The sequence below is a fragment of the Weissella diestrammenae genome (assembly GCF_014397255.1).
Classification (GTDB): Bacteria; Bacillota; Bacilli; order Lactobacillales; family Lactobacillaceae; genus Weissella; species Weissella diestrammenae.
Genome location: NZ_CP060724.1, coordinates 1,412,921 through 1,426,267, shown reverse-complemented (window position 1 = coordinate 1,426,267; position 13,347 = coordinate 1,412,921). Strand labels below are relative to the sequence as shown.

The 13,347-nt window shown below is 39.2% G+C and carries 10 protein-coding genes and 1 other RNA gene; 2 read left to right on the top strand and 9 right to left on the bottom strand.

Going from position 1 to position 13,347, the window contains the following annotated elements:
• Positions 1-26 precede the first annotated feature (26 nt).
• From H9L19_RS07080 to H9L19_RS07045, 8 genes are all read right to left on the bottom strand, one after another.
• Positions 27-662: a YfbR-like 5'-deoxynucleotidase gene (locus H9L19_RS07080; protein ID WP_187528961.1), complete on the bottom strand. Its 636-nt coding sequence runs from the start codon at positions 660-662 to the stop codon at positions 27-29.
• 113 nt (positions 663-775) lie between these two features.
• Complete coding sequence (locus H9L19_RS07075) at positions 776-1,966, bottom strand: CamS family sex pheromone protein (protein WP_187528960.1); 1,191 nt, start codon at positions 1,964-1,966, stop codon at positions 776-778.
• Between the two features lie 78 nt (positions 1,967-2,044).
• Positions 2,045-4,054 carry an NAD-dependent DNA ligase LigA gene (gene ligA / locus H9L19_RS07070; protein ID WP_187528959.1) on the bottom strand — a complete coding sequence of 670 codons (2,010 nt, stop codon included), beginning with the start codon at positions 4,052-4,054 and terminating at the stop codon, positions 2,045-2,047.
• Positions 4,055-4,076: 22 nt separating this feature from the next.
• Positions 4,077-6,365 carry a DNA helicase PcrA gene (gene pcrA, locus H9L19_RS07065; RefSeq protein ID WP_187528958.1) on the bottom strand — a complete coding sequence of 763 codons (2,289 nt, stop codon included), beginning with the start codon at positions 6,363-6,365 and terminating at the stop codon, positions 4,077-4,079.
• A gap of 1 nt (position 6,366) precedes the next feature.
• Positions 6,367-7,500 carry a THUMP domain-containing class I SAM-dependent RNA methyltransferase gene (locus tag H9L19_RS07060; protein ID WP_187528957.1) on the bottom strand — a complete coding sequence of 378 codons (1,134 nt, stop codon included), beginning with the start codon at positions 7,498-7,500 and terminating at the stop codon, positions 6,367-6,369.
• A 138-nt stretch (positions 7,501-7,638) separates the two neighbouring features.
• An RNA gene (rnpB, locus tag H9L19_RS07055) (RNase P RNA component class B) lies at positions 7,639-8,007 on the bottom strand.
• Positions 8,008-8,029: 22 nt separating this feature from the next.
• Positions 8,030-8,389, bottom strand: coding sequence for a cell division regulator GpsB (gpsB, locus tag H9L19_RS07050; protein WP_243198160.1), 360 nt, complete (start codon positions 8,387-8,389; stop codon positions 8,030-8,032).
• A gap of 86 nt (positions 8,390-8,475) precedes the next feature.
• A complete protein-coding gene (locus H9L19_RS07045; protein ID WP_338061915.1) occupies positions 8,476-9,045 on the bottom strand; it encodes an SLOG family protein in 570 nt (189 codons plus the stop codon).
• 73 nt (positions 9,046-9,118) lie between these two features.
• On the opposite strand from H9L19_RS07045, the gene recU reads away from it, so the two are divergent.
• Positions 9,119-9,730, top strand: a complete 612-nt coding sequence (recU, locus tag H9L19_RS07040; protein ID WP_187528956.1) for a Holliday junction resolvase RecU — start codon at positions 9,119-9,121, stop codon at positions 9,728-9,730.
• Between the two features lie 14 nt (positions 9,731-9,744).
• Positions 9,745-12,027 (top strand): transglycosylase domain-containing protein, encoded by a 2,283-nt coding sequence (locus H9L19_RS07035; RefSeq protein ID WP_187528955.1) that lies wholly within the window; start codon positions 9,745-9,747, stop codon positions 12,025-12,027.
• Between the two features lie 90 nt (positions 12,028-12,117).
• Here the strand turns inward: H9L19_RS07035 and H9L19_RS07030 are convergent, their stop codons facing one another.
• Positions 12,118-13,311, bottom strand: a complete 1,194-nt coding sequence (locus H9L19_RS07030) for an MFS transporter (RefSeq protein ID WP_187528954.1) — start codon at positions 13,309-13,311, stop codon at positions 12,118-12,120.
• Positions 13,312-13,347: the final 36 nt, after the last annotated feature.

Genomic DNA, 13,347 nt, shown 5'->3' with positions numbered 1-13,347 from the left:
AAAAGAGCTATCGCTAGCTCCTTTTGCTATTCAGCATTAAAAATGGCAATATAAATGCGTTGCAACCGTTCTGATCCCGGAAATTCCTCTGCTAACATTTCTGGTAGCACCTGACGGATAAAATATGCCGAGCTCGGCATATCACGAAAGGCGTAAATTGTTTCCAGACTTTCCTTATATATTTCCATAAATACTGGCTCAGGATTGCCCTTTTGTAATTCACCAAAAGCTTCATAAAGTAAGTCAACCTTATCTGCAACGGAAAGAATTCGGCCTTCTAAACTATCATCTTTGCCTTCAGTTAATCGTCGATGATATGCTTCTCGATACTCGACTGGAACTTCCATGCGAATGAAATTATCGGCTAATGACTCTTCAACGTCAGCTAACATATGCCGTAATTCAGAAGATGCATATTTAACTGGCGTCCGAATATCGCCAATAAAACGTTCGCTAATATCGTGATTTAATGCCTTTTCATACAACAAACGCCAATCAACTGCATGCCCATGTTGTTCTTCAACATCACCCAAAAATTGTGCGACTTGTGTGACTTTCCAAGAATGTGCTGCCACAGAATGTGGAAAATACTTAAAATAACCTGGCGCACGATTAATCATTTCTAATTCGCTAAGGCCTGATAAATACTGATGAAATCCCATTGTTTTTTCTCCCCCTACTTTTAGGTATTTTTATATACTTTACACACCTCGATATAGAATTGCAAGAAAAAAACAATCAAAAATAGAATCACTTCTACTTTTGATTGCATAAATTAATACGAGCTTAAATTAATCACTTCATACGTTTTACTATTCGCTTTTTGAACTAATAATGCTTGAATGCCACTGACAGTACTGATTCTAATTTGAACTGGTACGTTGGTTGGTAAAAAGTTTGGTGCTGTTTGTGCCAAATAATTGGCGAAACTATTGATTTCTGTTTGTGAATAAAATTGTGTTGTAATATCAACATGCAACCCCATTAAATTTTGACCATCATATTGCGCTTGCGCCGTCACATATGATAAATTTGGGAAAAAGCCTTGAATCGTATTTTGAAAATTAACAAAATCCTTGTTGAGATTCGTAGCCACACTTTTGACATCTGTTGTATTATCTTGCATTGGTAAAACAATATTGGCATATTTTAAATCGGTCCAACCACTCAATGTTTCACCTGATTTTGATTCCGCCCAACTATAGAAACTACCACCAGTTAAGCTATCATCAGGTGACTGTGCGTAGGCAGCAATCACGATTGGTGTGTCTTTTGAAACGCCACTCATCTTTCGATAGCGCTTGATAATTTCAGCAGCCATTTCTTTACCCTTAGCAATTCGCGTAGCTGCATCAATTTTTTGCGTAAAATTGGCACCATATTGTTCTTTTTGATAGGTGTCAACTGTATTCATCGCAATTCCCAAGACAATCCCACTCAATTTGAGATTATCTCCATCTTGCGTCATGAAATCTTGTTCTTCAATCGTTTGTAAGTAGATAGGATTACGACCATCATCTGTCTTACCATTATCTTCAGGATTGAGGCCTTCGGTATTTGTATTAGACTGTCGCGCTAACCATTTTGTGGCCGTACTGGCAGTTAATAATTGGCCTTCTTGGAAGACATATGACTTAGGTGAAAAATGGGCTTTTGAAATGGTCAATAGGCCGTTTTCAAAACTCTCAGTATTAAATTGATTATCATTCATACTGGCCGTGATACCACGTGCTTTCCCAACTAAATAATTACCGTCCTTGATAACTGACTTATATTGATCACTTGACGCTGTACCAGTCAATGTCACGCCTTTTTTGGTTGTCACTTTATTACTGACTGTTGTTTTATTTGATTTTGTAGATGTCACATTAGACGAGTTTTTGGCATAAAAATTGCCAAAAAATACAAGCGCACTACCCAAAATAAAAATAACAACAAGCGCACCAATCCATTTAATATAGCGCATGATAACTCCTTCATTTTCTGATCATTAATACTAATGATTAGGCCAATACCATTAAACCCTGACATGTTTACCTAATCTCTATTCTTCGTTCATGGTATCACGAAATTCAGTCTCAGACCATACTGTAACACCCAATTCTTCAGCTTTAGCTAGCTTCGAGCCTGCTGCTTCACCAGCAATTAATATGTCTGTGTTCTTTGAAACTGAACTACTAATTTTAGCACCATGTCGTTCTAACCATGTCATAGCTTCATTTCGAGAAAACATCGTTAATTTACCAGTTAATACAATTTTTTTATTTTCAAAATTTTCGTTCAACTCGCGCGTTGGCGCGATATATTGATCGTTAACGCCCAATCGCTTTAATGCTTGAATCAGCGCCACCACATGCTTGTCTTGGAAATATTGGGTCAGATTATCACCAATAACCATCCCTAATCCAGGAATATCAGCGATGTCTTGTGGCGTCGCTTGCATAATATGATCAAGGTTCTCAAAATGCGCTGCAATTTGCTGAGCTGCTTTTGCACCAACAGTTCGGATGCCTAATCCAAACAGCAATAATTCTAAAGAATTTTGCTTAGAGTCTTCAATCGCTGTCAAAAGATTTTGCGTCGCTTTTTCACCAAATTTTTCAAGCGTCAATAACTCATCAGCCGTTAGTTTATACAAATCAGCAACCGTATGAATCAAATGCTGATCTAATAATTGCTGAATAATTTTTGGCCCAAGGCCATCAATATTCATGGCTTGACGTGAGGCAAAATGAATCAGTTTCTCTTGAATCTGTGCCGGACAAAAAGGATTAATACAACGTAAGGCAACCTCATCGTCAAGATGAACTAATGTTTCACCACAAGCCGGACATTTTGTTGGAATCTGGTACGGTTTTGCTGCTGTTTTAGGCCGCGAATTTAGCTGTACCTGACCAACTTCTGGAATAATATCGCCTGCTTTGTGTAGCGTCACTGTATCGCCAATACGAATATCCTTATTCAATAAATATTCTGGATTGTGTAATGACGCTTTACTAACCGTGGTGCCAGCAAGTTGCACCGGATCCATGATTGCTGTTGGCGTAACGACACCTGTTCGTCCAACCGTCCAAATTATATCTTGAACGAGCGTCAATTTTTCTTCAGCAGGGAATTTATATGCAATGGCCCACTTTGGAATTTTAACAGTCGAACCTAAAGTCTGTCTTAATGCTAATTCATTGACTTTCAACACAATCCCATCAATCCCGTATGCCAACTGATCACGATTTTGGGTATATTTTTCAATATATCCTTCTAATTCATCAATATCCGAAATCACTTGATTTGATGTATTCACTGGTAGGCCAAGGGCTGCTAATCGAGTTAACAACATGGCTTGTTGTGTCACGCCCAATGTTTCCTGAGCATCAACTACATGGTACATAAATCCGGCTAATTGCCGAGCCTTTGTAATTGATGCATCTAATTGCCGTAGTGAACCAGCCGCTGCATTTCTGGGATTTGCAAAGGTTACCAATCCATCTTTTTCACGTTGCCCATTTAATTGCGCAAAAGCCGCTTTGGGCATATAAATTTCGCCTCGGACTTCAATGGTTACCGGTTCTTTAAGCTGAACCGGAATATTTTCAATCTGCAAAACATTAGCTGTAACGTCCTCGCCAGTATTACCATTACCCCGAGTGGATGCTTGAATGAGTTGCCCATTTTCATATTGCAAACTGATCGCAAGGCCATCGATTTTAAGCTCAGCATTATACACTAGCTGTTCACCAATAATATGTGCAGTAGTGGTCATCCACTCAGTCAACTCATTAACAGAAAAGACATCTCCTAATGACAACATTGGCACAGGATGTGGCACCTTAGGTAGATCATTTTTAATTCTGGCCCCAACTTGTTGGGTGATAGAATCAGCTAATTTTAGACTTGGATATTGTGTCTCTAATGCTTCCAAGCGATTATATGCTAAATCATAGACAGCGTCTTCCACCGATGGGGCATCATTTTCATAATATTCTTGCGCCCATCGCTTCAGTTTCGTTTGTAATTCAGCGACCTCAGCCTGAAATTTTGTCAATTCATCAGCCATGATTTTTGACCCCCTTTTTTTACTAAACCCTCGTAATTGGTGCAAATGCTGCTAATAAGCGTTTAATACCCATTGACTCAAACGCCACATCTAATTCTTGATCTTCACCAACACCATTGACTTTAACGACTGTACCAACGCCCCACTTTTTATGACGAACTTGATCACCAATTTTTAGTGCTCCCTGACTACTAGTGTCATTTGCAGGTCGATTGACTTGCATAAATGGTGCTGGACGTTCGATCTTTGACTTTTGCTCTCGCTGCCGGCCATTAAATGTCGTCTCTGTTGCTGTTTGTGTCCGTCGTGCAAACGGTAGTTTTTTATCGAGCGCTTGCGTTTGTGATAACCGATCGGAATACGCTACTGTGATGTATTCTGAGGAAATTTCATCAATGAATCGAGATGGCATATTCGATGTCGTCTTACCATATAGCATACGACTTTGCGCATTTGTGAGATATAATTTTTCTTTAGCACGTGTAATTCCAACATATGCCAAACGCCGTTCTTCTTCTAATTTTCCTGGTTCAACAATTGAGCGGAATGATGGGAATAACGACTCCTCCATACCGATAAGAAATACAACTGGAAATTCAAGCCCTTTGGCCGCATGTAAAGTCATTAAAGTGACATTGTTATCATCTGCATCTACATTATCAATATCAGAAACTAATGCTAATTCACTCATAAAATCAACATATTTTGATACTGTTTCATCAGTTGGTTCATAATTCTTATCAAATTGTTCTGTAACCGTCAAAAACTCATCCAAATTTTCTATTCGATTTTGATTTTCAGGCGTCGGCGCTACTTTTAGTGTCTTAACATAACCCGTCTTGTCATAGATTGATTGTGTCAGATCAGTCAACGACAAATCAAAATTTTCTTGTTCGCTGAACTGCTGAATCATGGTCGCAAAATCACTCAATTTATTTTTTACGCGTGATTGCAGTTCATTACTTAAATTAGCATTCGCCGCTGCTTCTAGTAATGACCAATCATTAGCAGCAGCGAATGCTCTAAGTGCAGCTAGTGACGTATTACCAATGCCACGCTTTGGTTCATTCACAATTCTCAAAAAGCTTTCATTATCAGCAGGATTCGTCACTAATGACAAATAAGCCAATATATCACGAATCTCTTTTCGATCATAAAACTTTGATCCGCCTACCATCGTATACGGCATGTTAGCCTTAACTAATGCTTCTTCAATACCACGTGATTGTGCGTTGGTTCGGTACAAAATAGCAAAATCACGATAGGTCTTATTTTGTTCTTGAATTAACTGCGTGATTTGACTGATAACATAAACTGCTTCTTCTCGATCACCTGATGCACGATAATAAGTAATCTTTTCACCAGCACCATTGTCTGTCCATAAATTTTTAGCGATACGTTCATCATTATTGGCGATTACTGCATTTGCAGCATTCAAAATCATTTGAGTAGAACGATAATTTTGCTCTAACATGACTTTTTTCGCGCCTGGATAGTCGTTTTCAAAATTCAAAATAATTTGCATGTTGGCGCCACGCCAACCATAAATACTCTGATCAGAATCACCGACAACGGCTAGATTTTTGTAGCCATCGGCTAATAATTGAATCAATCGATATTGCGCATCATTTGTATCTTGATACTCATCCACGTGTATATATTGAAATTTCTCTTGATAATATTGAAGGACCTCTTCATTTTTCTCAAGTAACTGGATAGCTAACATAATCAAATCATCAAAATCGACACTCTGAGCATTACTTAATTGTTTTTGATATTCAAAATAGGCTTGCGCCACAATTTTAGAAAAACCATCATTGGCCATTTGTCGTTCGTAAATTACAGGCGTTTGCATGGCATTTTTCGCATTTGAAATCGCACCAAGTACTTGCCGCGGATCAAACTTTTCAATGTCGACGTTTTGGTCTTTCAAAATTCGCTTGACCAGCGTCCTTTGTGTACCTGCGTCAATAATTGTGAAATCACGTTTATAGCCTAACTTATCAATGTCCCGCCGTAGCATCCGCACAGCCATCGCATGAAAAGTAGAAATCCAAACTTTATCAGCATCGACTGACCCAATCAAAGTTGCAATTCGTTCTTTCATTTCACGTGCTGCTTTATTCGTGAAAGTAATCGCTAAAATTCGCCAAGGTGCAATTTGTAAATCCCGCACAAGATGTGCTACTCGATGAGTCAAGACACGTGTTTTACCAGAACCAGCACCTGCCATAATTAGGAGTGGGCCTTCAGTTGTCTCGACAGCTTCAGTCTGTCGTGCATTCATACCCTCTAACAAATTGCTAACCATTTTATCGTTCCTTTCTACCCCAATACTGGTACAAATCGACCTTTAATGCACCATTGTATAATTTTCGTTTTTTCGTGGCTTTTTGCCCATAAGCTGTTTCAAAGCCCTCATCACTCGTTAAGATATATTTTGACCACGTCGATAATCCTTGATAAACATGTCCCATTTCAGCATACAAACGGCGTGCAGTCTCTTCATCGCCTAAACGCTCACCATATGGAGGATTGGCGACTAGAACACCATTTTTCTTCGTGGTTATCCAATCTTTAGCCGCTAATTGCTTAAACGTGATATCTTCTCCAACCCCTGCGGCGTCAGCATTTGCTTTAGCAATTTCAATCATATTTTCATCAATATCAAAACCACTAATATCTAATTCAACATCAAAATTGATTTGCTTTTGTGCGGCTTCTTTTTGCGCCTTAGCGATTGTTGTATCAAACATGTCCCAATGAACGAGATCAAAATCTCGATTGAGACCAGGTGCGATATGACGACCAATCAATGCAGCTTCAATCGGAATAGTACCTGAGCCTGTCACTGGGTCAACAAATGGGTTATCAGTAAACCAATGCGCCAAAACAACCATCGCGGCTGCCATCGTTTCTTTTAATGGGGCGCCACCTTTTTCGGTTCGATAGCCACGTTTGAATAACGAATCACCAGTTGTATCAAGCGTCACCATCACATGATTTTTATCAACGGCCGTTTCTAAGACGTAACGTGCCCCAGTTTCAGGTAAGTGTCCTCGCGTATTATATGTGCCTGACAAACGATCAACAATCGCTTTTTTGGTAATACTTTGGACTGTCGGTACTGAATGTAAAATTGACTGCTTAGAACGGCCATTAACCGGGAAAACAGCGTCATATGGCAAAATATCTTCCCAAGGAAAACGTTTAACACCTTCAAATAAGTCATCAAATGTTCGTGCATCAAACTCTGTTAACACAATCTTAATCCGATCAGCAACCCGTAACCATAAATTGGCACGATATGCGTCAGCAAGTGTCCCTTCAAAAAAAACGCGGCCGTTTTCAGTTTGCACTGCATAGCCTAAATCCTTTAGTTCTTTGGCGACTAGCGCTTCTAATCCAGCACCCATGACAGCCATTAGCTTATATTGTCTATCCATTTCATTCTCCTCATCAAATTACAACAACAGGTTATACTTTCAAGCTTTATCATTAGCACCACAACCATAATTTGGTCTAAATCTTCATTTGTTAAAAAATAAAGCCGACACCCTAAAGTGTCGGCTGCCGGATGTGTCAGCTATAAGCCATGTTTTGTTCTACTTAAAAATTGGCAATTAATTAAGTAGTGGTAATCATCTATCTCAGACAATTAAGTCTCCCCGATCATCGTTTCAGTTCACTAGATCAAGCGCCCCTACCAAAGTTTGGGTTGCCCGCTCGAGGGGTTTACCGCGTTCCATCCAATATATTTCTACACTGGCTCGTTTCTGTGGCACTTTCACAACTACTCAACCATAGTTACCTTTAGGTCTTTCATTGGCCGTCAACCATTTCTGGCTGCCTAGCCTTATTTTTTCAGCTAGCACGAACACTACTGACATCACAGTCAGTGCGAGCATGGACTTTCCTCATGTTACATCAGCAACACGCAATTACCCACCAACACATCATAGAAAATTATACACCTTATTGTGCTTCGTTTCCACTTTGATTTTGAGCAACTTCAGCTGGTGTACCGAAAACACGTCGTTCCAAATTAGATAATCGCTTAAGAATATCCATATTGCTATTAGCTGCTGGTGCAATCACGCTGGCAGTACTATGATTAACGTTTGCGTTAGCACGTTTCGTTAATTCAGCAATTTCGAGTTTCTGCTTTTCAATTGTTGTTTCTAACTCTTGGATATTATTCTCATAAGTTTGATAATCAGCCATCAATTCATCCAAATAACTATCAACATCTTTAGGATTATAGCCTTGAATGGCGGTTTTTTTGAAATCCTTATTAAAAATATCTTCAACTGTATGACGCACTTTTTCCATCATGCTGCTCCTTTAAGTTCGGTTAATATATTTATTTTACCAGTTTCTAGCCAAACTTTCATCCGTGACTCAATAATCTATCGCGCATCTTACCAATCATTTAAACTTTCTGCGTATTCATCTGCATATTCCTGGAGGCGATCAAAGTCGATTTGAGTAACCGGATAAGACATTGTTTTTGAATATTGTTTCATACCTTGAAAAGCATAACGGGCGGTACTTTGTGTCGCTTGTTCATCAAAAAAAATAAGCCCGCAATCTGTGTGATTTAACATAAAATTTTGATAACTTTGGAGTTGTCCAGCATTTGAATATTTTTCTTGGCTGACATAACCGACAAAATCCACCTGATCGCGCCAAAGATTTAATTGCTGTTGATTCTGGGAATTCCATTGTGCACCAAAATCAGTAAATGGAAGCATCATAGCCACTTTCAATTCAGGATAATCAGGCTTTAAGGTCATCGCTGCTTCAATCGCTATTTGTTCGATTCCTAATTGACCACCTGTGATTACCCACTCAAGGCCATCCTCAATTTGTTGTACCATTAATCGCTTTAACGCATACAATAAAACTTGTTTTTTAGGATCTTTATTACCAAATAATCCCAATTCGAAAGCTTTAAACCCCGTTATCCATATCCTTTGCATTTTTACCATTCCATTCTTTATTTCATTATTAGCTCGCATTTTGGTATAATTATATCGATTATCTGAGAAATGAGGTACTCTTTTGACAATTAATTATCCAAATGGTCGACAATTTGTGCCACCAGAGAATGTAACGTCGTTACAACAAAACTTGACGGTTTCTCAAAGTAATCGCGGTATGTCACTTGAACGTGAGTTAAATCAAGCAAATAGCTACTATCGCACGCACGGGTTGGCCAATATTCATAAAAAACCAACCCCGATTCAAATCGTGAACGTCAATTATCCCAAGCGATCAGCGGCCAAAATTACAGAAGCTTACTTTCGACAAGCCTCAACAACTGACTATAATGGGATTTATCAAGGAAAATATATTGATTTTGATGCTAAGGAAACTAATCAAACCACTTCTTTTCCCCTCCAAAATGTTCATTCCCATCAGGTGAAACATTTGGCCGAAATTGTCAAATTAGGTGGTGTCGCTTTTTTAATCATTCGCTTCACTCGTTTACGAGAGGATTTTGTCCTACCTGCTAGCATCTTAATTGATTATTGGCATAATCAAGCTGATGGACGAAAATCAATTCCTTATCAGATTATTGCGACACACGGTAAAAAAATACCAAATGCTATCAACTTAACGTTACCTTATTTAAAGGCCGTTGATGAATTAATTAAAGAACAGAACATTTAAGGAGACTATGTTTTATGTCTGATCAACAACTATCGCGCGCTGCTCGAAACGGCCGTCAGAAAAAAACGACTAAAAAAAATCATTCAAAGGCTTTTAAAATCACTCGTGCAATCTTGCTAACATTAGTCGGCCTCGGTGTCGTGGGCACCGTAATTGGTGGCGCAGTATTCGCTTTTTGGGCCTCATCAGCACCCAAAATAACTAATCAGCAATTAGTTGGCACATCTCAGTCAACAATGGTTGATGCCAATAATAAAGTCATTTGGACTAGCGGTAACCAAAAACGAGAAATTGCACAGCAAGCCGAGTACCCAAAACTCATGAAAGAAGCTGTGGTTGCTATTGAAGATCGTCGTTTTTATCAACACGGTGGTGTCGACCTGAAACGTATTATTGGTGCGGCCTTTGCAAACGTTACTGGTTCATCACTTGGACTTCAAGGTGGTTCTACACTAACGCAACAATTGGTTAAACAAACTGTCTTCTCATCAGCGGTCAGCGATCAAACGTTTAAGCGAAAAGCACAAGAAGCATGGCTCGCAACGCGTATCGAAAAAGAATATTCAAAAGCACAAATTCTAACACTTTATATGAATAAAGTTTACCTAGGTAATGGCGTTTATGGTATGAAGACTGCTGCGCAATATTATTTTGGAAAAGAGATGAAAGATCTCTCCGTGCCACAGATTGCATTGATTGCTGGGTTGCCACAATCACCGTCAGGCTACGACCCTTACACCAATCCAAAAGGTGCCAAATATCGTCGTGATCAGGTCTTACAAGCGATGTCAGAATCTGGCGCTATCACGAAATCAGAAGCTAAAAAATATCAACAAGTCCCTATCGATGATGGTTTACTAACCGAACACACTGATGAACAAGATTCCGAACAAGTCAGAAAAGTATCTGATTCATACATTACTTCCGTCCTTAGTGAATTAAAGGCAAAAAAATATGATGTCAACAAAGACGGATTAACAATCAAAACAAATCTCGATTTAGACATTCAACAAAAGGCCTATGATGTGGTCAACGCATCAGCCAGTAATCAATATGGTATTCCTTATCCAAATGATGAGGTACAAGCCGCATTAACCATTACGGATCCACAAACTGGTGATGTGATTGCTCAAATTGGTAATCGAAAGCAAGAAGGTCTGAGCCTAAGTAACTTGGCGACTTCAACTGGCCGCTCAGGTGGATCAACGGTTAAGCCACTCGTTGATTACGCGCCTGCAATTGAAAATCTTAACTGGCCAACTTATCGCGCGGTTGACGACTCAACATCATTTAAATATGCTGGAACCAGTATTTATGCTGGTGATGCCGGTATGTCAAATCTTCAACCTTATTCTAAACAAAGCGGACAACCTTATGTCACTATGCGCAATGCCCTTTCACGTTCGTTAAACGTTCCGGCATTACATACCTTACAGGGACAAAGTATTTTACCTAACGGTGGTACTGATGAATTTGTCGGCTATTCAAACGCAACTGCCTTTTTGAAAAAGCTTGGCATCGACGTCTCGTTAGAAGGTAGCTCAGCCATTGGCTTTAATATTTCAACTGAACAAGCTGCTACAGCCTTTGCGGCTTTCGCAAACGGTGGCATGTATTATGCACCAGCGTACATCAATACCATTACAACTCAAGACGGTAAGGTGCATAATTTAGAAAGCACTGGTAAACGTGCTATGAAAACTTCTACCGCTTTCATGATGAATAGTATGCTTCAATCAGTATTAACCTCAACAGGTACCTTTAGTTTAGGCTTCCAAAATTACGTCCACAGCAGCTATGTACAAGGTGCTAAATCTGGAACGGTCGCATATGCGTCTGATTCTGGCTACCCTAGTTCAGCTGCGACTGACCTCTGGTTCACTGGCTTTACTAAGTCTGCTTCAATCTCAGTTTGGACTGGTTATAAAGAACCAAACAAAACAGCAACACCGCTGAATGGTCTAACTGGGACAACTGCCCACCTACCAAATGAAATTTATGACACCATTATGCAATATGTTATGCGTCGTGATAATCGTGATGGTTCTGATTGGAAACAACCAAGTACCGTCAAAAAAGTGTCAAAATATGGTAAAACAGAATATGAAGTGAGTGGTAATGCCAAGTTTACTGATCCATTTGCTAATCGTGTCCGTGGTAACTATGTTTATTCAAGTTCATCATCGACAAGTAAATCATCATCAAGCTCAGAATCAAGTGAGTCTTCATCTTCGTCTTCTGAGCCGGCGTCAAGTTCGGCACCAAGTGTCTCTTCATCAACGCCATCAACTCAATAAAGAACTCTCTCACATATTTAAATTATAATTCAATATAAAAAGTCTCCCACGCCAAATCAATTGCGTGAGAGACTTTTTTGATACATATATTTATTGTTCATAATGCGTTGTGAAGCGATAACCCCACATCACCATAATCGCGACACCGATTAAGGCCAAAAGCACAATACCCGCTGCAGCAAAGAACATCTGATGGTAACCACTGTGTTCAATCATCAGGCCACCAAGTAAAGGCCCAAAGGCGCGTCCAGCAGAAGGTGCAGCTGCTGCCCACCCTTGAAAACGACCTTTTAACCCATTTGGTGTCAATTCATTAATTAGTGCGGGAATCATTGGAAAAGCAGTTGCTTCGCCAAATGTTGTAATAATCATTGCAATGGCAAAGCCGGTAAAATTATTGACAAACGGTAATACAAGGAATGCTAACCCAAAGAAACCGATACCTCCAAAGATTTGAATCCACATTGCTCGCCGAGAAGCGACTAAATTCAATCCATTCATTGTGAGCTGGATGGCTGCAATTAATAAGCCATTAATCGTCCACAACATTGAATATTGCCAAAGTGGTAATGATAAAACATCCGACATATAAACAGATAAATTACCTAACCACTGCGAATATGAAATCCAAAGAATACCAAGACCAATAATAACGGTCCAAATCAAACGTTTATTCCAGACTGATAGTTGTTGGTCCAAACTGATTTTTACATCTGCTTTTGTTCTGGCAATTGAGAAGTTAAAATGCCGTCGAATAATCCAAAACAAAAATGAATACATTACCAATGAGATAACAAATAACCAAATAATCCCAAATGCGTAAATTGGACCAACAATCGCTGTCGCAAAAACCATCCCAAAATTAGCAATGAAATATAACATATTAAAAACATAGCGCCCATCACGATTATTAATCTGCGTACCATACGAGTTAATCGCAGCGGTATTCCACCCACTAAACAAGCCAGTAACGACTAAAATTAAAGGATAAACTGGCCAACTATGCCAAATAATAAAAGCTACTTGGGCAACGATCATCACGCCAACCCCAATTTGAATTAAAACAAATGGCGCGAACCGATCAAATAAACGTCCTGAAATGACACTACCAATCATCTGCCCTAAAGCATTGGCTAACATCACCCAACCAATTACAACCAATGTCTGATGTAATTGATCATGTAAATAAATTGACGTTAGTGGCCAAATAAAACCCAACGCAAAACTATTAATAAAACTTGCTGTCAATAGCCATTTGAATGACATGGCTGTTTTTTCTTGCATTTGTCCCAAACCTCTTAAAAAATATGAATTATCAAG